24 protein-coding genes and 2 tRNA genes are annotated in these 22,568 nt (G+C 42.4%); 18 read left to right on the forward strand and 8 right to left on the reverse strand.

The genetic code is table 11. The features are described from left to right. Positions 1-90: 90 nt before the first annotated feature. Positions 91-164 (forward strand) — tRNA-Arg (locus L0M85_RS00005). 19 nt (positions 165-183) lie between these two features. Continuing rightward, a tRNA-Pro gene (locus tag L0M85_RS00010) sits at positions 184-257 on the forward strand. A gap of 69 nt (positions 258-326) precedes the next feature. Here the strand turns inward: L0M85_RS00010 and L0M85_RS00015 are convergent. From L0M85_RS00015 to recX, 3 genes are all read right to left on the reverse strand, one after another. Continuing rightward, positions 327-644, reverse strand: a complete 318-nt coding sequence (locus L0M85_RS00015; protein ID WP_048690403.1) for a DUF960 domain-containing protein — start codon at positions 642-644, stop codon at positions 327-329. A gap of 100 nt (positions 645-744) precedes the next feature. Continuing rightward, positions 745-1,278, reverse strand: a complete 534-nt coding sequence (locus tag L0M85_RS00020) for a DUF402 domain-containing protein (RefSeq protein ID WP_006596828.1) — start codon at positions 1,276-1,278, stop codon at positions 745-747. Positions 1,279-1,363: 85 nt separating this feature from the next. Next, complete coding sequence (gene recX, locus L0M85_RS00025) at positions 1,364-2,140, reverse strand: recombination regulator RecX (RefSeq protein ID WP_238655971.1); 777 nt, start codon at positions 2,138-2,140, stop codon at positions 1,364-1,366. Between the two features lie 158 nt (positions 2,141-2,298). Here recX and rlmD point away from each other — a divergent pair, with 158 nt between their 5' ends. The 9 genes from rlmD to L0M85_RS00070 all read left to right on the forward strand — a co-directional run bounded on the left by rlmD (position 2,299) and on the right by L0M85_RS00070 (position 13,912). After that, positions 2,299-3,654, forward strand: coding sequence for a 23S rRNA (uracil(1939)-C(5))-methyltransferase RlmD (rlmD, locus tag L0M85_RS00030; RefSeq protein WP_048715840.1), 1,356 nt, complete (start codon positions 2,299-2,301; stop codon positions 3,652-3,654). Positions 3,655-3,785: 131 nt separating this feature from the next. Further along, entirely contained in the window at positions 3,786-4,019 is a 234-nt protein-coding gene (locus tag L0M85_RS00035; RefSeq protein WP_006596822.1) for a DUF1858 domain-containing protein, read from the forward strand. Beyond that, positions 4,019-5,365 (forward strand): DUF438 domain-containing protein, encoded by a 1,347-nt coding sequence (locus tag L0M85_RS00040; RefSeq protein WP_238655973.1) that lies wholly within the window; start codon positions 4,019-4,021, stop codon positions 5,363-5,365. The genes L0M85_RS00035 and L0M85_RS00040 overlap by 1 nt, the downstream gene beginning before the upstream one ends. A gap of 2 nt (positions 5,366-5,367) precedes the next feature. After that, positions 5,368-5,622 (forward strand): DUF1912 family protein, encoded by a 255-nt coding sequence (locus tag L0M85_RS00045; protein ID WP_006596820.1) that lies wholly within the window; start codon positions 5,368-5,370, stop codon positions 5,620-5,622. Between the two features lie 181 nt (positions 5,623-5,803). Next, entirely contained in the window at positions 5,804-6,151 is a 348-nt protein-coding gene (locus tag L0M85_RS00050; protein ID WP_048789067.1) for a helix-hairpin-helix domain-containing protein, read from the forward strand. Between the two features lie 281 nt (positions 6,152-6,432). After that, complete coding sequence (locus tag L0M85_RS00055) at positions 6,433-7,017, forward strand: GNAT family protein (RefSeq protein WP_238655975.1); 585 nt, start codon at positions 6,433-6,435, stop codon at positions 7,015-7,017. Then, on the forward strand, positions 7,005-8,285 hold the full coding sequence (locus tag L0M85_RS00060; protein ID WP_238655977.1) for a hypothetical protein: 1,281 nt from the start codon (positions 7,005-7,007) through the stop codon (positions 8,283-8,285). Before L0M85_RS00055 ends, L0M85_RS00060 begins: the two co-directional genes overlap by 13 nt. 13 nt (positions 8,286-8,298) lie before the next feature. Then, positions 8,299-10,950, forward strand: a complete 2,652-nt coding sequence (locus L0M85_RS00065) for a valine--tRNA ligase (protein ID WP_238655979.1) — start codon at positions 8,299-8,301, stop codon at positions 10,948-10,950. A 76-nt stretch (positions 10,951-11,026) separates the two neighbouring features. Continuing rightward, a complete protein-coding gene (locus L0M85_RS00070) occupies positions 11,027-13,912 on the forward strand; it encodes a DEAD/DEAH box helicase (protein WP_238655981.1) in 2,886 nt (961 codons plus the stop codon). 23 nt (positions 13,913-13,935) lie between these two features. Here the strand turns inward: L0M85_RS00070 and L0M85_RS00075 are convergent, their stop codons facing one another. The 5 genes from L0M85_RS00075 to L0M85_RS00095 all read right to left on the reverse strand — a co-directional run bounded on the left by L0M85_RS00075 (position 13,936) and on the right by L0M85_RS00095 (position 17,262). Then, positions 13,936-14,328, reverse strand: a complete 393-nt coding sequence (locus L0M85_RS00075; protein ID WP_238655983.1) for a (deoxy)nucleoside triphosphate pyrophosphohydrolase — start codon at positions 14,326-14,328, stop codon at positions 13,936-13,938. Between the two features lie 187 nt (positions 14,329-14,515). Next, positions 14,516-14,821 carry a DUF5960 family protein gene (locus L0M85_RS00080; RefSeq protein ID WP_238655985.1) on the reverse strand — a complete coding sequence of 102 codons (306 nt, stop codon included), beginning with the start codon at positions 14,819-14,821 and terminating at the stop codon, positions 14,516-14,518. Then, on the reverse strand, positions 14,802-15,173 hold the full coding sequence (locus tag L0M85_RS00085; RefSeq protein ID WP_238655987.1) for a hypothetical protein: 372 nt from the start codon (positions 15,171-15,173) through the stop codon (positions 14,802-14,804). Before L0M85_RS00085 ends, L0M85_RS00080 begins: the two co-directional genes overlap by 20 nt. Next, entirely contained in the window at positions 15,170-16,582 is a 1,413-nt protein-coding gene (locus tag L0M85_RS00090) for a Y-family DNA polymerase (RefSeq protein ID WP_238655989.1), read from the reverse strand. Before L0M85_RS00090 ends, L0M85_RS00085 begins: the two co-directional genes overlap by 4 nt. 2 nt (positions 16,583-16,584) lie before the next feature. Beyond that, complete coding sequence (locus L0M85_RS00095) at positions 16,585-17,262, reverse strand: XRE family transcriptional regulator (RefSeq protein ID WP_048715816.1); 678 nt, start codon at positions 17,260-17,262, stop codon at positions 16,585-16,587. A 182-nt stretch (positions 17,263-17,444) separates the two neighbouring features. Here L0M85_RS00095 and rsmD point away from each other — a divergent pair, with 182 nt between their 5' ends. From rsmD to msrB, 7 genes are all read left to right on the forward strand, one after another. After that, complete coding sequence (gene rsmD, locus L0M85_RS00100; RefSeq protein ID WP_238655991.1) at positions 17,445-17,984, forward strand: 16S rRNA (guanine(966)-N(2))-methyltransferase RsmD; 540 nt, start codon at positions 17,445-17,447, stop codon at positions 17,982-17,984. Further along, a complete protein-coding gene (coaD, locus tag L0M85_RS00105) occupies positions 17,974-18,447 on the forward strand; it encodes a pantetheine-phosphate adenylyltransferase (protein ID WP_238655993.1) in 474 nt (157 codons plus the stop codon). Before rsmD ends, coaD begins: the two co-directional genes overlap by 11 nt. 77 nt (positions 18,448-18,524) lie before the next feature. Beyond that, on the forward strand, positions 18,525-19,559 hold the full coding sequence (locus L0M85_RS00110; protein ID WP_342751244.1) for a SepM family pheromone-processing serine protease: 1,035 nt from the start codon (positions 18,525-18,527) through the stop codon (positions 19,557-19,559). Between the two features lie 161 nt (positions 19,560-19,720). Then, positions 19,721-20,431 carry a thiol-disulfide oxidoreductase-associated membrane protein CcdA2 gene (gene ccdA2, locus L0M85_RS00115; protein ID WP_070589647.1) on the forward strand — a complete coding sequence of 237 codons (711 nt, stop codon included), beginning with the start codon at positions 19,721-19,723 and terminating at the stop codon, positions 20,429-20,431. Positions 20,432-20,457: 26 nt separating this feature from the next. Next, positions 20,458-20,778, forward strand: a complete 321-nt coding sequence (locus L0M85_RS00120; protein ID WP_125335200.1) for a hypothetical protein — start codon at positions 20,458-20,460, stop codon at positions 20,776-20,778. A 59-nt stretch (positions 20,779-20,837) separates the two neighbouring features. Then, complete coding sequence (locus L0M85_RS00125) at positions 20,838-21,398, forward strand: redoxin family protein (protein ID WP_125335598.1); 561 nt, start codon at positions 20,838-20,840, stop codon at positions 21,396-21,398. Positions 21,399-21,410: 12 nt separating this feature from the next. Further along, positions 21,411-22,532, forward strand: coding sequence for a peptide-methionine (R)-S-oxide reductase MsrB (msrB, locus tag L0M85_RS00130; RefSeq protein WP_125329696.1), 1,122 nt, complete (start codon positions 21,411-21,413; stop codon positions 22,530-22,532). Positions 22,533-22,568: the final 36 nt, after the last annotated feature.

Below are 22,568 nucleotides of genomic sequence, written 5' to 3' on the forward strand. Positions count from 1 at the left end.
TAGAGTACCTGACTACGAATCAGGCGGTTAGAGGTTCGACTCCTCTAGGGTGCATGGTCGCAAGACTGTGTAAGAATTGAATAAGAACGAGCACCCTTAGCTCAACTGGATAGAGTACCTGACTACGAATCAGGCGGTTAGAGGTTCGACTCCTCTAGGGTGCATAAAGCGTAAGCTTTAGTTCGGGAAGTAGCTCAGCTTGGTAGAGTACTTGGTTTGGGACCAAGGTGTCGCAGGTTCGAATCCTGTCTTCCCGATACTGTAGAAAGGTCATGTGACCTTTTTTATTTTGTTATAACAAAAGAAGGCCATCAGGCCTTTTTTCATTATAACAGTTGGTATTCGTCAATTAACATGATGGTTTCTCGTCCTTTGTTATCAACGATTCTGACTTGTCTTGGGTAGTAAGGGTCGAAAGGAATAAGGAAATCAACAGCGATTTCTAAGGGGAAGTCTTTTTGACTGAAGCGCAGGGTTGTTTTTCCTTTGCGATTGATCAGTTCAAATTTTAAAACAGAATTTAAGGGGTAAACGTGTTTGAGATAGTTATCAATGACATACCAGAAACTATCGATAATATCATCTGGTAAGCTGGTCATGACTCCAAAACTTGCATAGCGACCTCTTGTATTTGTAAACGCCATAGTGTCTCCCTTCCTATTTTTATTAAGTACATAGTACTTGTTTTACTTGGATATTGCAAGTATTAAGTTCGAAAAAAAAGAGCTTTCGCTCTTTCCAACTTTATTTATTTCGCAGTTCAACATAACGGTTGTACCAAATTTTAATGTATTCCTCAGAGAATGGACCTAACTGGTTGTTAATCCAGTCTACAAGGATTTTGACATTTTCTTTTAGGATAAAGTCAATGTCATCTGAATAGTTCATTTTGCGTTTGTGCTGTTCGTATTCTTCAACGTCCAGCAGTTTCTTATCACCATCTGGGAAGACTTTGACATCAAGATCATAATCTATATACTTTAGTGCTTCTTGGTCCATATAATATGGACTGGCAAGATTACAATAATAGGATACTTCATTATCTCGTATCATAGCGATGATATTGAACCAGTACTTCTTATGAAAGTAGACAATTGCTGGCTCTCTTGTAATCCATCTTCTACCATCGCTCTCTGTGACGAGAGTATGATCATTGACGCCGATAAGTGCGTTTTCCGTAGTTTTTAGTACCATGGTGTCCCGCCAAGTTCGGTGGAGACTTCCATCATGTTTATAACTTTGAATTGTAATAAAGTCGCCTTCTTTAGGTAGTTTCATAACTTACCAACTTTCTACAATCTAAGTACATCCTCTATATTGTATCATATTTTCATGAAAATAAGGGATTTTCATGTATTTTTATTTAAAGGAATTCTTGAAGAGCTGTAGAAATGTCTGAGTAGTCATACCCTTTGCGAGCAAGAGCTTGGGTGAGGCGTTGTTTGAGTTCGTAGCCCTCATATTTTCGTGAGTATTTCTGATACTGTTTTTCCACTTCCTTCATAATCAGGTCGAGAGTTTGTTCTTCATCTTGCTCGATGTCTAATTGGTGATAGGCTTCTTTAGCAACTTCATAACTAAAGCCTTTATTGATGAGAGTTTGTGTGATTTTATCTTTTAAGGCTCTTGGTGGAAGTTTTTTAACGTATTGCTTAGCTAGTTTTTGGGCAGTTCGTTGAGCTACTTCGGAAAAATCAAATTCTGAGGTGGCCTGATCAATATAGTGGGAAGAGACACCTTTTTGAATGAGCTTTTGCTTGAGGAGATAGGGTCCCTTGTCACCTGAGAGGTGATTGGATTGAAAGATAGCACGAGTATAGGCCAAGTCATCGATCCATTTGTCTTCTTTTAGGGTGTTCATGACGGTTTCAATGGTAGATTCGTCAATTTCATGCTTGGCTAAGTAGTCGCGAACTTCGCGACCTGTACGAGCTTTAAAGGAAAGGTGGTAGAGGGCTAAATTTTTAGCATGGGAGAGCTGGGAAAAGGTTTGGATTTCCTTGAGTTCTTCCTGGCTAATTTCCTTGTCTCGTGAGAGCATGAAGCGGACGATGGTGTCTTCTGTAATGTAGAGGGATTGGGCTTGATCCAGCTCTAGAAGGTAGAGACGTTTTTTCTTTTCTAATTTGGTAATTTTCATAGGATTCCTGTTTCGTTTGAGTTTTATTGCAGTAAATAATCAGTCTTTCTCTCTATATTATTCGTATTCTTATTGAGAAATGGCCTGTAATTCCTTGTTTTTCTTTTCAATTTTATCATATTCTAAACGAATGAGAAACTACATGGTATAATAGACATATGAATCTAAAAGTTAAACAAAGAATTCCTTTGAAAATCAAGCGAATGGGAATTAATGGAGAAGGGATTGGCTTTTACAAGAAGACCTTAGTCTTTGTGCCTGGGGCTTTAAAGGGCGAAGATGTCTTTTGCCAAATTACTGCGATTCGAAAGAACTTTGCAGAAGCCAAGCTCTTGTCTGTCAACAAGGCTTCCAAGTATCGGGTAACGCCAACCTGTGATATCTATGAGACCTGTGGGGGCTGCCAGATCATGCATCTGAAGTACAGCAAGCAGTTGGAGTTCAAAACGGACTTGCTGCAGCAGGCCTTGAAAAAATATGCTCCTAAGGGGTATGAAAATTATCTGATCCGTCCGACGCTTGGGATGGAAAAACCACAGTATTATCGGGCCAAACTTCAATTTCAGACGCGTAAATTTAAGGGGCAGGTCAAGGCTGGTTTGTACGCCCAAAATTCCCATTATTTGGTGGAATTAAGGGACTGTCTGGTCCAGGATCCGGTCATTCAGGAAATCGCTAACCATGTAGCGGAGTTATTGACCTACTACCAGATTCCGATTTCAGATGATCGGAAGCAATTGGGAGTTCGAACCATCATGGTGCGCCGGGCTCGTAAGACTGGACAGGTCCAAATGATCGTGGTGACGAGTCGGCAGATTAATTTAACAGACTTGGTGGCAGATCTAGTAGCAAAACACCCTGAAATTGTGACGGTGGCAGTCAATCTGAATACCTCTAAATCCAGCGAGATCTATGGAGAGAAGACACAGATTATTTGGGGACAGGAGACCATTCGAGAAGGGGTCTTGGATTATGAATTTTCCTTGTCTCCTCGGGCCTTTTATCAGTTAAATCCTGAGCAGACAGAAGTCCTCTATAGTGAAGCTGTCAAGGCCTTGGATGTATCCCCAGAGGATCATTTGATTGATGCCTACTGCGGGGTTGGGACCATTGGTTTTGCCTTTGCGGATAAGGTCAAGAGTGTCCGGGGGATGGACATTATCCCTGAAGCGATTGAGGATGCCAAGTACAATGCTAAGCAGATGGGGTTTGCTAATACCCACTATGAAGCTGGGACGGCTGAGGAAATTATTCCTCGTTGGTACAAGGAAGGCTATCGGGCAGATGCAGTCATTGTGGATCCACCACGTACAGGACTGGGGGTTCAATTGATTGACACCTTGTTGCGCTATGCCCCTCAAAAGATGGTTTACGTTTCTTGCAATGTTTCCACCCTGGCGCGGGACCTCGTGGACTTGACCAAGGTGTATGATGTCGTCTACATCCAGTCAGTGGATATGTTTCCCCATACAGCTCGGACAGAGGCTGTTGTGAAATTGGTCAAGAAAGCTTAATCAAATAGGGATCAACAGTGGATATTTGGCAAATCATGTATGAAAAGGCCAATCAGAGGGCCAAGGAGCTCTCCCAGGAGGAGCGTTAGATTCCAAAGATCTTAGATGAGAGAAGAATGTGAGTGTGAAAGATGGACAATAAAATTGATGTATCGATTCCCGTTGCTCAAGTCATTGATCAACATCCGGAAGTATTGGACTTGTTGGTGGAGTTGGGCTTTAAACCCTTAGCCAATCCGATCATGCGCAATACAGTTGGGCGCAAGGTTTCCTTGAAACAAGGATCAAAATTAGAAGGCACTCCTATGGAGAAGATTGTACGAACACTAGAGGCCAATGGCTATGAAGTAGTGGGGCTAGACTAATGAGTGATGAACGAATTCATGTCTTAAGAGATATCTTATTAGACCTTCATCATGGAGCTTCTCCTGAGTCGGTTCAGGAACGCTTTGATGCGACCTTTAGCGGGGTGTCTGCGATTGAGATTTCCCTCATGGAACATGAACTGATGAATTCCGATGCAGGTATCACCTTTGAGGATGTCATGGAGCTGTGCGATGTCCATGCTAATCTCTTTAAGAACGCTGTACAAGGGGTTGAAGTAACAGATACCGATCATCCAGGTCATCCGGTTCAGATTTTTAAACAGGAGAATCTAGCCCTTCGGGCCGCTATGATGCGGGTCCGTCGCTTGCTGGATAATTATGAGACGACGGAGGATCCTGAGATGATCCAGGAGATTCACAAAGGCCTCTTGCGTCAGTTGGGCTTGGTGGGTCAATTTGATCGGCATTACCGTCGCAAGGAAGAGTTGATGTTCCCCATTATGGAGCGCTATGGGCATGATTCCCCCCCTAAAGTCATGTGGGGAGTGGATGACCAGATTCGAGAACTCTTTGCGAAAGCTATGGACGCAGCCAAGAAACTACAGGATTCTGGTATTTCTGAAGTCAAAGAGCGCTTTGAAGCCTTTGCGCAAGAGTTTGAGGCTATGATCTTCAAGGAAGAATCGATCCTCTTGATGATTTTGCTGGAGGCTTTTAGCCAGGATGATTGGCTCTCCATTGCGGAAGAAAGCGATGCATATGGTTATGCTATTATCATTCCGAGTGAGAAATGGGTGCCGAAACGCGTGGACTTCAAGGAAGAAGGAGCAAGAGAGTCAGAAGGTTCAACTGAAGCACTTCCTTCTTCAAATGGAGATGAGCACTGTCAGGTCATTGAGACTCCTGAGGGACAATTGACCATAACCTTCACGCCTAAGAAAAAAGAAGAGAGCTCCGACCGCCAGCAACCACAAGCTTTTGGCCATGGATTTTTATCGGTGGAGCAGGCGAATTTGATCTTGAACCATCTACCGATGGAGATCACCTTTGTCAATAAGGATGATATCTTTCAGTATTACAATGATGCAGCGACCTTTGAGGAGATGATCTTCAAAAGGACGCCGTCGCAGGTAGGACGCAATGTCGAATTGTGTCACCCGCCAAAATATTTGGAGAAGGTCAAAGCCATCATGCAGGGGCTTCGAGAAGGGAAAAAAGACAAGTACGAAATGTGGTTCAAATCCGAATCACGTGGGAAATTTGTCCATGTCACCTATGCGGCAGTGCGTGATGAAGCAGGAGATTTTCAAGGTGTCTTGGAATATGTCCAGGATATCCAACCCTATCGGGAGATCGATAGTGAATTTTATAGAGGATTGGAGTAAGAATGAGCTACGAAAAAGAATTTATGAAAGAATTTGAGGCCTGGATCAAGACCCAGGTCATGATCAATGAGATGGCCCTGACAGAAAGCAAGAAGGTCTATGAAGAAGATCAGGACGAGCGGGCCAAGGAAGCTATGATCCGCTACGAGAGTCGCTTGGATGCCTATCAATTCCTTCAAGGGAAGTTTGCTAACTACCACGAGGGGAAAGGGTTCCACGATCTTCCAGATGGCTTGTTTGGAGAGAGAACCTATTAAAAGCTCTTTGTGAAGGCCTTTTACTGGCTGGATTGGGCTGAAAATAGTGCAATGACTTGATTTTTCGAGGGATTGTGTTACAATAAAAAAGTTGAACACACATCAACGAATTATCGAAAGTAATATTGGTGATGAAACCTTGTTGCCTTAGGGATTGATCACTGGATACGTAGGAGGAAAAATGGCAAAGAAGAACGTTAACCGTGCGAAACAATACAAACATCAAAATAGACATCTTTTGAAAAAAGCTGTCGAAACTGTAGGAGCAGCTGTTAAAGAAGCACCTAAGAAAGTTGAAAAAGCAGCAAAAGCAGTAGCGAAAGAAGTGAAACAAGCAGCTTCTTCAGTAGAAGAATTCGCTGCAAGCTTGGAAGGTGTAGCACTAGATCGTGCGCAAACATTCTATGATGAAGGTATTCGCTCTGTTGCGGACTTTGCAAACTGGACAGAGAAAGAGTTGTTGGCCCTTAAAGGAATCGGCCCAGCTACTATCAAAAAATTGCAAGAACTTGGTGTCAAGTTTAAATAATCACTTTTGTGATTTCTTGCTATTTCCAGGAAAACTTGATAAAATGAAGCTGTTAGAGGTGTTTTGAGTCCCACATTATACAGAAAGTGGCGGTGCTGAGAAGTCCACAAATGTGTCAAAACTGGTAGCTAATGGATGAAAAATTGAAATAAAAATATCTTTTTGTTTAAAAGACGAGAGTTGCGGGCGTTGCCCGAAATTGGGTGGTACCGCGGATAAACATATTCGTCCCTGTCAGATTGATGACAGGGACGATTTTTTGTAGAAAGCGAGGGAGGAAAATGACAAGAGCAGAGTTGCCAGAACGAATCGAAACGGAGCGTCTAGTCTTACGAGTCCGAACAGTGGCTGATGCAGAGGACATATATGCTTACGCTAGTCTTCCAGAAGTCTCCTACCTAGCAGGTTTTCCACCCGTCAAGAACTTGGAAGATGAGATTTATTATCTAGAGCATATCCTTCCTGAGCGCAATGAAAAGGACAATCTCCCAGCTGGCTATGGAATTGTGGTCAAAGGAACCGATAAAGTCATTGGTTCTGTCGACTTCAATCATCGCCACGAAGACGATGTGCTGGAGATTGGCTATACCTTGCACCCAGACTATTGGGGGCGAGGCTATGTGCCAGAAGCAGCGCGTGCCTTGATTGATCTGGCTTTTAAAGAACTGGGGCTTCATAAGGTAGAATTGTCTTGCTTTGGCTACAACCTTCAAAGTCAACGAGTCGCGGAAAAACTTGGCTTTACCCTCGAAGCTCGCATAAGAGACCGCAAAGATGCTCAAGGCAACCGCTGTGATGATTTGAGATATGGCTTGCTGAAGAGTGAGTGGGAAAATTCAATAGGTGATTTTGAATGGAAAAAATAATTGTAGATTGGATTATTACTTTAAGTTTTGGCTTTTTAGTTTATTATTTTTATAAAACTCGTAAAAAGAAAAAAGTCACTTCTGATATTTCTAAAGAAGTAATCCCAGTGATAAATTCTGATATATCAGAAAGTAATAGTAATTTTTTATCTCTAATGCCTAAATTTGAAATTTTGCCAGAAGATGTAAGTGTTGAACAGGATAAAGTACATGAGATTTCTGACAAAATAGTTATCAATAGACTTAATAAATTAGTTCCTCAATTAGTTAATGGATACAAGCAGTTTGCTGATAAAAAAGTTATTGAACATATAAAGCAAATAGAAAATAAAAATGTTTTTCAGGTCATTTTTCCAGAAGGAGCAAAACTTTATAAGTCCAAAGATTTACCTGGAGCTTTTAGGGCTGGTTACAGTGTGAATGGTCGGCTTGCTGGTCAAGCAAATCTAGTGCCTATTAAAAATGATGATGCCAAAATGATGGCTGATACAACTGCGACTGTAATGAATGTAGCTTCGATGGTTGTAGGACAATATTATATGTCTGAAATCAATGATAAAATGGAAAAAATGCTTGGAAGCTTGGATAAGATAGCTGATTTCCAACAAATGGAGTTTAAAGCTAGAATTTTATCTTTGATAAGCAAAGTTGGAAAAATTTCTCAATTTAATGCGGAGATTATTGAGAATGAAGAAATAAGAAAACGAACATTAGACAGTCTAAGTCGACATGAGGATGAAGCAACTGAGCTATTACAGCAAGTTAATTTGTCTATTGAAAATCTAGTTTCTAAGAATAAGAGTAATGATTTTGAACAATATAGAGATAATATTCATGAATTTGATAAATTAATAACTTACCAACAATATTTGCTTTCAATTTTGGAAGAAATTGGGCGATTAGTATATTTACTTAATATGGGGATGACATCTTCTGAATATTGTTATTCATCTTTTAATAATTATATAAAACAATCTACCGGGGCCAGAAATCAGCTAGTTAATTGGCATAAGAGCAAGATCAAACAATTTGAAATTGATCTAAAGAAAAAGAGGTATGTTAAGCAAGGACTTGAGGCATTTGCGTTCGGGCTCCCTGCAATGGTTTTCAATGATTTGAGATATAATGGAGTACCTGAACCTATAATTTCAAAAATTAATAAACAATTAGACAATTCACTTGACATAAAAAATACAACTGAGAATTTACTCGAAAAAGAAACTAAAATAATATCAAAAGACGGTAAATATTATTATTTAACAGAATAAAAGGAGAACACACATGTCTAAAGAACTTTCACCTAAATACAATCCAGCCGAGGTTGAGGCTGGTCGTTACCAAAAATGGCTGGACGAAGATGTTTTTAAACCTTCAGGCGATCAAAAAGCTAAGCCTTATTCAATCGTCATTCCACCACCAAACGTAACTGGGAAACTCCACCTCGGTCACGCTTGGGATACGACTCTCCAAGATATTATCATCCGTCAAAAACGCATGCAAGGCTTTGATACACTTTGGCTTCCAGGGATGGACCACGCTGGGATTGCCACTCAGGCTAAGGTTGAGGAGCGCTTGCGTGGCGAGGGCATCAGCCGTTATGATCTCGGTCGTGAAAAATTCCTTGAGAAAGTCTGGGAATGGAAAGACGAATATGCCACTACTATCAAGGAACAATGGGGCAAAATGGGGCTCTCTGTAGACTACTCTCGTGAGCGTTTTACGCTTGACGAAGGCTTGTCAAAAGCTGTTCGTAAGGTCTTTGTGGACCTTTACAAGAAAGGCTGGATCTATCGTGGTGAGTTTATCATCAACTGGGACCCAGCAGCTCGCACAGCCCTTTCTGATATCGAGGTGATCCATAAGGATGTTGAAGGTGCCTTCTACCACATGAACTACATGCTGGAAGACGGCTCATGCGCCCTTGAAGTGGCAACCACTCGTCCTGAGACTATGTTTGGGGACGTTGCGGTTGCGGTCAATCCAGAAGACCCACGCTACAAGGACTTGATTGGTAAAAATGTTATCCTTCCAATCGCTAATAAATTGATTCCAATCGTTGGGGATGAGCATGCTGATCCTGAGTTTGGTACTGGTGTCGTGAAAATCACGCCTGCCCACGATCCAAACGACTTCTTAGTTGGTCAACGCCATAACTTGCCACAAGTTAACGTCATGAACGATGACGGAACGATGAATGACTTGGCCTTTGAATTTGCTGGTATGGACCGCTTTGAAGCTCGTAAGGCAGTCGTTGCCAAGTTGGAAGAAATCGGTGCCCTCGTTAAAATCGAAAAACGTGTTCACAGCGTTGGTCACTCAGAACGTACAGGTGTTGTGGTTGAGCCACGCTTGTCTACGCAATGGTTTGTCAAGATGGACCAATTGGCTAAAAATGCCATTGCCAACCAAGACACTGAGGACAAGGTAGAATTCTACCCACCTCGTTTCAACGATACCTTCCTCCAATGGATGGAAAATGTCCATGACTGGGTAATCTCTCGTCAGCTCTGGTGGGGTCACCAAATCCCTGCTTGGTACAATGCTGAGGGTGAAATGTACGTTGGCGAAGAAGCTCCAGAAGGTGACGGATGGACTCAGGACGAAGACGTCTTGGATACGTGGTTCAGTTCTGCCCTTTGGCCATTCTCAACTATGGGCTGGCCTGATGTTGACTCAGAAGACTTCAAACGTTACTTCCCAACTTCAACCTTGGTAACAGGTTACGACATCATCTTCTTCTGGGTATCTCGTATGATCTTCCAATCATTGGAATTCACTGGTCGTCAGCCATTCCAAAACGTTTTGATCCACGGTCTCATTCGTGACGAGCAAGGACGCAAGATGTCTAAATCTCTTGGAAACGGGATTGACCCAATGGATGTTATCGAAAAATACGGTGCTGATGCCCTTCGTTGGTTCCTTTCAAACGGTTCTGCACCAGGTCAAGATGTGCGCTTCTCTTACGAGAAAATGGATGCTTCATGGAACTTCATTAACAAGATTTGGAACATCTCTCGCTACATCCTCATGAACAATGAAGGCTTGACCCTTGAGCAAGCAACTGCTAATGTGGAAAAAGTTGTTAACAAGGAAGCTGGAAATGTCACAGACCGCTGGATTCTCCACAACCTCAATGAAACTATCGGAAAAGCAACTGCCAACTTTGATAAGTTTGAGTTTGGTGTAGCTGGTCACATCCTCTACAACTTCATCTGGGACGAGTTTGCGGACTGGTACGTTGAGTTGACCAAGGAAGTCCTTTATAGCGATAACGAAGAAGAGAAAGTCATCACACGTTCTGTTCTCCTTTATACTTTGGACAAGATCCTTCGTCTCCTCCACCCAATCATGCCATTCGTGACAGAGGAAATCTTTGGACAAATCTCAGAAGGCTCTATCGTTACAGCAGAATACCCTACTGTTAACCCAGCCTTTGAAGACCTTGCTGCCCACACTGGTGTCGAAAGCCTCAAAGACTTGATCCGTGCTGTTCGTAACGCGCGTGCTGAAGTAAATGTAGCTCCAAGCAAGCCAATCACCATCCTTGTGAAGACTAGCGATAGCGACTTGGAAGCCTTCTTTAACAGCAATGTCAACTACATCAAACGCTTCACAAATCCAGAGCACTTGGAAATTGCATCAACCATCCCTGCACCTGAACTCGCGATGTCAAGCGTCATCACTGGAGCAGAAATCTACTTGCCACTGGCAGACCTCCTCAATGTCGAAGAAGAACTGGCTCGTCTCGATAAGGAATTGGCTAAGTGGCAAAAAGAACTGGATATGGTCGGTAAGAAGCTATCTAACGAACGCTTCGTAGCCAATGCCAAACCAGAAGTTGTCCAAAAAGAACGCGACAAACAAGCCGACTACCAAGCTAAATACGACGCGACCGTCGCTCGTATTGATGAGATGAAGAAGTTGGCGAAATAAACACAGAAACACGGCGGAATGCCGTGTTTTTTTGGTATAATGAAACTATTAAATAACGGTAGAAAAGAGACGATCTATGCCAGATGGCGTAACTTTATTTCAAGATACTCTTATTAAATCATTAAAATATGGGTTTGTGGATAATGTCCAGTATCAAGAGGGTGGATATTCACCGCAGATTTTGATCAACGATCATGAAATGAAACGATATGTTTTGACGGATTTGCAAGAGGAGTTGAGCAAGTGCAAGACATTTTACATATCCGTAGCCTTTATTACACAGTCTGGGATTGCCTTAATTAAGTCGCAATTGTCTGATTTGATGGATAAAGGAATCCAAGGTAAGATTCTGATTTCTCCTTATCTTGATTTTAATGATCCAGTTGCGATGCAAGAATTACTCAAGTTAGAGAATGTAGAAGTCCGATTGACTCCGGAGAGTTTGCAGATGCATGCCAAGTTTTATCTCTTTGAGCATGAGGGAAGGCAGGTATTGATTTCGGGTAGTTCGAATCTGACCCACAATGCTCTCAAAATCAATTATGAGTGGAACATTAAATTGACATCTACCCATAATGGCGAGCTTATTCGAGCTACTAAAGCTGAATTTGACAAGATTTGGGAGAAGTCTGATCTTTTGACAGATGAAAAGATTGCTTCTTATGCGCGAAGACGTCAGAATGTCATTCTAGTGGATCAGATTCGCGAAGAGAAAACGGCTCAATATCAGAGTGAAACGATTAGTCCTAACGAAATGCAAAAGGATGCCTTAAAAGGCTTGCAAGCGATTCGTGATTCTGGGAAAAAGAAGGCTTTGGTCATCAGTGCCACTGGGACAGGAAAGACCTTTCTATCAGCCTTTGATGTTCAACAGTTTAAGCCAGAAAGAATGCTTTTCATTGTTCACCGTGAGCAGATTCTACAGAAATCGCTAACGGATTTTCAAAAGGTCTTGCAGTTTTCTGATGCAGAAGCTCTTATTTATCACTCTGGGGCTGATTTGACGGGCAAAAAATATGTCTTTGCCACTATTCAAACTCTATCACGTGAGCAGCATTTAGGCCTATTTTCAAGAGATTATTTTGACTATATTCTGATTGATGAAGTTCATAAGGCTGGTGCTGATTCTTATAAAAAAGTGATGGCACATTTTCAACCAGAATTCTTTTTAGGGATGACAGCTACTCCCGAACGAACTGATGGGCAAAATATTTATGAACTATTTGATTATAATATCGCCTATGAAATCCGTTTACAAGATGCTTTGGATAATGATATGCTTTGCCCCTTTATTTATTTTGGGGTAAAGGATATCGAAGTCGAAGGACAGTTAATTAATGAGAAAACTACGATTGCGAACTTAACATCCGAAGAGCGTGTGAAGCATATTATAAAAAAGATTGATTTTTATGGAGTTAGTGGAGAGAAAGTGAAGGGCTTGATGTTCTGTTCTTCTAAGCAAGAAGCCCATGACTTAGCCTCTAAACTGAACCAAAAGGGAAAACGATGTCGAGCCTTAACAGGTGAAGATAATATGGAGACCCGGAATGAAGTCGTTGCCCAACTAGAAAAAGGAGAACTAGACTACATTCTGACAGTAGATATTTTTAACGAAGGAATTGATATTCCATCGGTCAATCAGGTTGTGATGTTGAGGAATACTCAATCTAGCATTGTTTTCGTACAACAGTTAGGTCGAGGACTACGGAAGCATGAAAGCAAAGAATATGTGACCATTATCGATTTTATCGGAAATTACAAGAATAACTATCTAATTCCTATTGCTTTGTTTGGTGATAAATCGATGAATAAAGATAATTATCGTCGAGAGCTTCGAGAACCAAATATTCTAAAAGGATTGACGACCATCAATTTTGAAGAAGTAGCTAAGGAACAAATCTTTAAGTCCATCACTAATACTTCCTTATCCAATTTGAAAATTTTACAAGAAGCATACACGGATCTGGAAAATAAGTTAGGTCGAAGTCCTCTTTTAGTTGATTACTTGAACTACAATAGTATCGATCCATTAGTATTCTTTGAAAATACTAGCTTTAAAAATTATGTGGATGTTTTAAACAAATTTTCTAAAAATAAGCTAGTCTTATCAGAAAATGAAGCAAAATGGTTGAATTTTTTGACCTTTGAGCTATTATCTGGTAAACGGAAGCACGAGCTCCTCCTATTAGATCAATTGATTAAATATGGAAAAGTAGTAAAACAAGATTTTATTAACCTTCTTCAAGAAAGGAATCTGCCTTTTGATAAAGCAACGATTGCTTCAGTCGAATCAGTTTTAACTCTTACTTTTCTTAAGGCACAAGAGGTAAAGAAATTTGGGGCTAGCCCACTGCTTATTTGCCGGGGTTCTATATATTTTTTACAAGAAGAATTTGTTCAGTTATTAAAGAAGGTTGAATATAGGATAGCTATTGAAGATATTATTCAGGCAGGACTTATTAAATCTTTGGAGTATCCAGATACGTTTACGATTGGTCAAAAATACTCTCGTCGAGATGTTGCAAAATTGCTTAATTGGGCCAAGGATGAACCACCATTGAATATTGGTGGATACAAAATTGATAAGGGAACGAATTCTTGTCCAATTTTTATTACATATCATAAAAATGATGAAATCAATGATACTATTAAGTATGAAGATGAACTTTTAAACGAAACGACATTAAAATGGTTTTCAAAGAATAAACGTACATTGATGTCTCCGGATGTAAAAGCGATTGTATCCTCTCCCACAACTGGTCTAGATATAAAATTATTTGTTATCAAAGATGATGCTGAAGGAGGCGAGTTCTACTATCTAGGAAATTTGAATTTGATTCCTTCCTCGGTAAAAGAAATGATTCGTCCGTTAGAAAAAGGTAATGAAAGTATTGTAACAATGCAATTTAAGTTAGAGAAACCCATCTCAGATACGCTTTATCGTTACATCACAAATAAATAAGAACATGGCATTAAGCCATGTTCTTATTTATTTGTTAATAATTCTACAGCTGGACGATCGACAGGTGCCCAGTTAAGCGATTTTAATTTATTTGGTGCTAGCCAAGTAGAATTTTGGTGTTCTAACAACTCTAGGTTTCCTGAGAGTAACTTGGCGTGATAGGTTTTCATAACGACAGTCCCGAAATCATAATCATAGGAGGCCTCGTTCACAAAGGAGATAATTTCAATTTCAGAATTTAATTCTTCCTGTATTTCACGAATGAGCGCTTGTTCAGGAGATTCCCCTGCCTCTAATTTTCCGCCTGGAAATTCCCAAAAGCCTCCCAAGCTTTTTCCTTCAGGTCTCTGAGCACAAAAGATTTTCCCATCTTTTTCAATGGCAGCTGCAACAACGTGAATAATTTTTTTTGACATGATTTTCCTCCTCTTTCATTGTATCAGAAATTGGTTGAAAGAAGCAATTAAAGAATTAATCCAAATTCAAAAACGGTGAAATTGGTATGGAATTCATCTGGATCGATGTGGACAATCCTCCTGAAGATGCGATTGGTTGGGTTGCGAAAGCTTCTTCATACACATGATAAAAGAACCTCCTAGTTTTCTAGGAGGTTGATTTGTATTCTGTGGTGGGACTGTGGCCTAGGTAGGTATAAATCCGTGTCAGTGGGGATTGGGGATGGGTGGAAACGCGAAAGTGAAAGTAGTGGTCACGGTGGTCGCGACTCTGGGTATGGTGGAGTCTGAAATAGTTGCGCTGGCCTGTCGACATGGATCTCAGCAGGTCATCTTCTAAAAAGACCAAGGGGGTCGCAGTCGTTGCCAATCGGTAAAAATCGTGCTCGAACTGCTGGTAATTGTCTGAAAAATAATCGAATTGGAGTTCGTGTTTATTCTGGGCTGGTTTCATAGCTAGAATCTCCTGGTTCAATAGAAAAAATAGTCGAAAGAAGGAGAGAGTGATAGTGCTGGCCATTTTTTATGAGGACTTCCGAAGGGCTTAAGGTATAGACCTGACCGTAGTAGACGGCGACTTGATTGTCCTGGAGGGTAGAGAGGGAGAGGGAGGTCTCTTGCTGATAAGCCTGCTTGAGGAGGTGACGGATTTCTTGGTTTGAGAGGAGGCGAAGCTCTTCGAGAGAGAGCTGGTTTGTTTGTAAGGCCGTCGAATGCTCAGAGAGGAAGAAGCCAGCCCACTTGGCCATGCCCCGGTCTTGGAAGTCACGTGCCGACTGATAGGGGAGATAAGAACGATCAATCATGCTAAGCCATCTAAACCTCCTGCAGAGTGGCCTCCGGTCAGCTTGCTTCGAGCCAGAGCGCGCGAATTTTCTAATAGGGCAGATCCCTTCTGTAGAGAAGCAAAGCCAAATCGGTCACGGATGTGGTCAATGGTCTCTTGGAGAGCTTCTTCTCTTTGGGTTTGCTCAGGGTCATCAAATAGGGAGATCAGCTGGAAGCTCTCCTCCACGAGCTTCCCATAAAAGACTCCGATCTGCCGGATGGCTCCTCCCTGGTAGTGGGAGCGAAAGAGCTGGATGACTTCCTTGGCTAATTGAGCGGTAGAGTTGGTCGCTTCAATCTTTCGCTGGCAGTGGATGGAGGGGAGCTGTTCTTGCTTGGAGTAGCTGGCGTGGATGGAAACCAATTGTGTCTTTTTCTTTTCCCGACGCAAGCGGATAGCAACTTGCTCAGCCATCTCCTGAAAGACCAGTTCAATATCGCTTTGGCGGTGGTAGTCACGGGGAAGGATTTGCGAATTTCCTAGACCGTGAGACTTTGGTCGATAGGGACGATGGACATTGCTTTCATCGATCCCATGGGCGTGAAACCAGAGCTGGACGCCCATGACTCCAAATTCTTTTTTGAGCTGGTCTGGATTGGCCTGGGCCAGTTCATAGATGGAGTGAATGCCTAGTTTGTTCAGGCGTTTTTCTGTTCGATGGCCGATCCCCCAGAAATCGGTCAGTTTTTTTATCTGCCAGACTCGACTGGGGACATCTTCGTAAGACCAGTTAGCCCGCATGGTTTTCTGGTGCTTGGCCTCGTTGTCCAGGGCCAGTTTGGCCAGTAGGGGATTGGCATTGCTCATCCCGACAGTAGCATAGATCCCAGTTTGCTGCCAAATGCGCTTTTGGATACGAGCAGAAAGAAGATCCAGCTTGGAGCGTCGGTCCAGCTGAGGATCAGGAATAAAGTAGTTGAGAGAGCTGGTCAAATCAATAAAGCCCTCATCAATGGAATAGGGATAGATATCATCTGGAGCAGCAAATTCTTGAAAGACTTGCTGGATTTCCATGTTGACCTGAATATAGGCATTCATGCGAGGGGGCACGATAAAGGTGCGCTTGGCCCAGCTTTCGATATAGTGGACAAAGGCTGGATCCGTCGGCAGGCCTTGCTTACGGGCCAGGTAGTAATCGAATTTCCTCGTCTTGAGATCGAAGGGCAAATCATAGCTCCGCCCGACATTTTTCTTCCCAAAGACCTGCTTAAAAACGGGGGAACTGGCTAAGATGAGGCCAGCAGAATTGTCACTCCGACTCATGACACAAAGAGAAGTAGTCAAAGGATTGAGGCCGAGGCGGACGCATTCACAGCTGGCATAGAAACTTTTCATATCCACAAAAGCAATATCAGACCTGGGCTCACGTGAATAATCAAAAAGCATGTCTAAACCTCCAGAGGGAGGAAATGGCCGACCACGATACCGACGATTTTGGGTTCATCTTCGTAGGGGGCAAAGAGGTCATCATAGGCTGGATTGATGGACTCTAGGCGGAGGCCCTCCTCTTCCCGATAGACTTTTTTGATATAGGTCTTCCCATTCCACATGAGGGCGTAGACTGCTCCATCATAGTCAAATCCAGTCTGTTTCATCAAGGCGACGGAACCGTTTGGATAGCTTGGTTCCATAGAATCTCCAGAAACCCAAGAGGCAAAGTCGTGTTGGATCTCTTGGTCAAAATAGACGGTCTCGTAGTCAGTCTCATTGTCATAAAAGGTATGACCATGTCCAGCTGCCAAGTCGATAGAGAGGACGCGGTAAGGGATCAAAGAGACGACCTTTTCTTGCTCTGCTAAGAGTTGGCTGGCCAAGAGATCGACTTTTTTCTGATGGGGTGGGGTTAGTAAAGGGTAGGTGAAAAGCGCTGAGCTCTTGTCGACAAAGTAGTCCTCTTTAACGGAGAGGCGCTTGGCCAACCTCCTGAGATTTTTATCGTGTGGCTCTGCTAAGCCATTCTCCCAACTAGAGTAGGTCTTGCGACTAATCTCTAAGGATTCGTAGACCTGGGCTTGGGTCAGGCCCAGCTCAAGTCGCCGGTCTTTTAATTTTTTTGCATCAAACATCTGCATTCTCCTATGTAACGTTTTAAAAGTTACGTATAGTATAGCAAAAAAAAATTCGGACTTCAAGAGAAAAGTGAGAGGATTTTTCTTTAGCAGCGAAAGGGATTTAACTTAAGCGGATATCAGATGGGAGAGGTGGGTGTTTTTGTATCTTTTATCCAAATTTTGATATAATAATCTCTATGAAGATTGTATCAGGTACCTATGGAGGGCGTCCTCTTAAGACGCTCGAAGGAAAGACAACGAGGCCCACTTCAGATAAGGTGAGAGGGGCCATGTTTAATATGATTGGTCCTTATTTTGATGGGGGGCGGGTCTTGGATTTATATGCTGGCTCAGGTGGTCTGTCTATCGAGGCGGTGTCTCGGGGGATGGAGCAGGCTGTCTTGGTCGAGAAAGATCGCAGAGCCCAAGGGATTATTGCTAGCAATATCCAAATGACCAAGGAAAGCCACAAGTTTCAATTGCTGAAGATGGAGGCTCACCAGGCTCTCGGCCAATTGCAGGGGGCCTTTGATCTCATTTTCCTGGATCCTCCCTATGTCAAGGAGCAGATCGTAGCTGATATTGAGGCCCTGGCTGAACGTGGTTTACTTGGAGAAGAAGTCATGGTCGTCTGTGAGACAGACAAGGCAGTGGACTTGCCTGAGGAGATTGCTTGTCTAGGAATCTGGAAAGAAAAAATCTACGGAATTAGTAAGGTGACGGTTTATGTCAGATAAAATCGGATTATTTACAGGTTCATTTGACCCAATGACCTTGGGACACTTGGATTTGATAGAGCGGGCTAGTTGCTTGTTTGATCACTTGTATGTCGGCATCTTCTTTAATCATGAGAAGAAGGGCTATTTTACCATTGAGCAAAGGGAAACCATGGTGACAGAAGCAGTGGCTCATTTGCCCAATGTAAGAGTCATCACCGCAGAGGCAGAGTTGGCAGTAGAGGTGGCTAGACGGTATGGGGTGACGAGTTTGGTCCGAGGGTTGCGCAATAGTCAGGACTTCCTCTATGAAAGCAATATGGACTACTTCAATCACCAGCTGGCTCCAGAGCTTGAGACCATCTATCTCTGTGCCCAGCCCCAGTATCAGGCCTTGAGCTCGACGAGAATTCGCGAGTTGCTGACCTTCCAGCAGGATGTCAGTGCCTATGTCCCAGAGAGTGTTATAAAGGAGATGAAATAAAACGAATGAAAGAATTTGAGAAACCAAGGGCTCAGCTACCAGAAAGCCCATTTGAACCTGTGCGCAAAAAAGATAGTGTGTGGAGAACTTATCGTTGGCCGATGATTGGGACCCTGCTTCTGATTTTGGCCTTGCTAGCTTTCTTTGTTCCCCTACCCTATTATCTGGAAATGCCAGGAAGTTCCGAGGATATTCGCCAAGTCATGCGCGTCAACCAGAAAAATGATGAAGCATCCGGTTCGTATGATTTTGTCACTGTTGCTGTCAAGCAAGCGACCTTCTCGGATATAGTCTATGCCTGGGTGACTCCTTTTACAGATATCTACTCTGAAAAAGAAATGACAGGTGGCAGTTCCAGTGAGGAATTTTTCCGGATCAATCAATTTTATATGGAAACCTCTCAAAATACTGCCAAATACCAAGGACTGAAAACGGCTGGAAAAGAGACAGAGATGGAATTCCTCGGTGTTTATGTCATGCAAGTAGCAGAAGACTCTACCTTCAAAGGCGTTTTAAAAATTGCGGACACGGTTACGGCTGTGAATGACAAGACCTTCAAGAGCTCAAAAGAGCTCATCGAGTATGTTGGTTCCCAAAAAATTGGGGACAAGGTCTCAGTGACCTACACAGAAGATGGCCAGACCAAGACTGCTGAAGGAAAGATTATTAAGTTGGTCAATGGCAAGAATGGGATTGGGATTAGCTTGATTGACCGGACAGAAGTGAAGAGTGATGTACCGATTGAATTTGCGACAGCTGGCATCGGTGGTCCAAGTGCCGGGATGATGTTTAGTTTGTCCATCTATACCCAAGTAGCGGATCCAGACCTTCGTCAGGGACGCCATATCGCGGGGACAGGGACCATTAACCATGATGGGACTGTCGGAGATATCGGTGGAGTGGATAAAAAAGTCGTAGCAGCAGATCGCGCTGGTGCTGAAATCTTCTTTGCCCCTGATAATCCAGTGACAGAAGAAGTCAAAAAGAACAATCCGAATGCCAAGAGCAACTACGACGAAGCGGTAGAAACAGCTAAGAAAATTAAAACCAAGATGAAAATTGTTCCTGTCAAAACCTTGCAGGATGCCATTGACTATTTGAAAAAGAATTAAAGTAGCTTGTTTGACAAATTTCGTACTTGCACGTATGACATCGTGTTAGCAGAGGGGAACATTCACCTTCTAATTAAATTCAAGTTTTTGCTTATCAATCTCTCTATTTTTAGAGGGATTTTTTCTTTATACTGGTGTCAGAAAGAAAGGGAGGTAGTGAAATGATTCAAACCAGTTTGTTTTCCATTTCAGTATTCTTAGCGGGAGTTCTATCCTTTTTCTCCCCGTGTATTTTGCCACTGATGCCAGTCTATGTAGGGATTCTATTGGATTCTGAGCATGAAAAAACGGTGCGTATTTTTGGAAGAGACATTTCTTGGTATGGCCTGGTGAAGACTCTTTGTTTTATCGCAGGTCTATCAACTGTTTTCCTGATTCTAGGATACGGTGCAGGGGCCCTTGGCCAGGTGCTTTATGCTCCCTGGTTCCGTTACCTACTAGGAGGGATTGTCATCTTATTGGGAATCCATCAGATGGGCCTCATCAATCTTCAGCAACTCCAAAAACAAAAGAGTATCCAACTGAAGAAGGACGAAAAACGCAATGAATTCTTCAATGCTTTTCTGATAGGGGTCACCTTCAGTTTTGGTTGGACCCCTTGTGTCGGACCAGTTTTGAGCTCTGTTTTAGCCATTGCAGCTTCTGGAGGAGATGGTGCATTGCAAGGCGCTCTCCTGATGCTGGTATATACATTAGGCTTGGCTCTGCCTTTCTTGCTTTTGGCCTTGGCTTCTAGCTGGGTTCTACAACATTTTGCTAAACTCAAGCCCCATATGGGAACCTTGAAAAAAATTGGTGGTGCCCTCATCATCTTGATGGGCATCTTGCTGATGCTAGGAAATCTTAATAGCCTCGCATCCCTGTTTCACTAATCTTGAATGATTAAAGGAGAAAAATCATGAAAAAAATTCTTGCACTTTCTATTGCTACACTTAGCATCGTCACTTTAGCAGCTTGTTCTGGACAGAAATCAGATTCAGACATGAAAAAAACGGACGATAGTAGTATGATGAAGAAGGACGATATGAAGAAGGATGACATGAAGGATTCGTCCATGTCCGATGATAAAATGAAAAAAGAAGACATGAAAGATTCATCTATGATGTCTGACAGCAGTTCTGAAATGAAGGACGACATGAAAAAAGATGAGATGAAATCTAGCGATTCAGAAATGAAAGATGAAAAGAGTGAATCATCTGATATGAAATCAGACAACTAATGAAAGAAGGGAGAGGTCATCTGAGGATGACTTTCTCCTTGTTTAAAGAGGTAATAATGATGAAGAAATTAGCTTTAGTAGCTGCAGGATTCTTGTGTACTGGACTTTTGGGGGCTTGCTCTAACCAAGGAATGGAATCATCCAACAAAAGTGAGACTAAGCAGACATCCACAACGGGATCTTCAGAGCAAGCTGGAAAGAAGGTTCAAGAGTTTAACCTGCAAGGAGTAGACGGTAAGACCTACCGCTTATCTGATTACAAGGGAAAGAAAGTTTACCTCAAATTTTGGGCTTCCTGGTGCTCTATTTGCCTATCGACATTAGAGGATACCAATGAGTTGGCAAAAGAAGAGGCGGGTAAGGATTATGTGGTCTTATCCGTTGTGGCTCCAACTTTTAATGGTGAAAAATCAGAAGCAGATTTCAAAAACTGGTACCAGTCTTTGGATTACAAGGATTTCCCAGTCTTGCTAGATAGTAAAGGGGAACTGCTACAAGAGTATGGGATTCGTTCTTATCCATCGGCACTCTTTATTGCAAGCGATGGAACTCTCGCTAAGACCCATATCGGTTATATGAGCAAGGAAGACATCGTCCAGACTCTAAAAGAAATGAAGTAAGGAGGGCATAAAATGGAAACAAAATGGAAACTCATTTCCATTCTTTTAGTGGGGCTATTTTGTTTTGGAATCTTTTTCCTTGTCAAAGGATCCATGGCCTTGGATACATCAGATGCGACGACTGAGCAGATCAAAAAAGCGTCCATGAGTCAGACACCAGTAGCAAACAAAAAGCAGGAAGAAAAAGTCAATCCAGAAGACCAACGAGAAATCTATCTAGCTGGTGGTTGCTTCTGGGGTGTGGAAGAGTATTTTTCCCGTGTTCCGGGTGTCATTGATGCCGAATCAGGTTATGCCAATGGAAAAGGGGATACCACCAAGTATGAATTAGTCCCTCAAACAGGCCATGCTGAAACAGTTCATATCACTTACAATGTCAAGCAGGTATCTCTGAAAGAATTGCTCCTGCATTATTTCCGGATTATCGACCCAACGTCGAAGAATCGTCAAGGAAATGATCAAGGAACTCAATACCGAACAGGTGTCTATTATGTCTCTCAAGAAGACCTTCCAACTATTAACCAAGTCTTTGAAGAGGTAGCAAAAAAATACGACAAACCGTTAGCGGTGGAAAAAGAGCCACTGACTAATTTCATCAAGGCGGAGGACTACCACCAGGATTATCTAAAGAAACATCCGAATGGGTATTGTCACATTGATGTGAATCAAGCTTCTTATCCAGTTATTGACGCTAGTCGCTATCCAAAACCGAGCGATGAAGAGATCAAGAAGAAGTTATCGCCCGAAGAATATGCAGTGACGCAAGAGAATGATACAGAGCGTGCTTTTTCTAATCGCTATTGGGATAAGTTTGAAGCGGGCATCTATGTGGATGTCGTAACAGGAGAGCCTCTCTTCTCCTCAAAAGATAAATTTGATTCTGGTTGTGGTTGGCCAAGCTTTAGCCGACCGATCAGTCCGGATGTGGCAACCTACAAGGAAGATAAGAGTTTCAATATGACTCGGACAGAGGTTCGGAGTCGAGTAGGAAATTCCCATCTAGGCCACGTCTTTACTGATGGACCTAAGGAAAAAGGTGGACTTCGTTATTGCATCAATAGCTTGTCAATCAAATTCATCCCTAAAGCAGAGATGGTGGAAAAGGGCTACGGCTATTTGTTGGACTATGTCTGAGACTTTTTGCGACCTACTTTGATATAATGAGTATAA

Source organism: Streptococcus sp. DFI.7.26 (assembly GCF_022240605.1).
GTDB lineage: Bacteria > Bacillota > Bacilli > Lactobacillales > Streptococcaceae > Streptococcus > Streptococcus xiaochunlingii.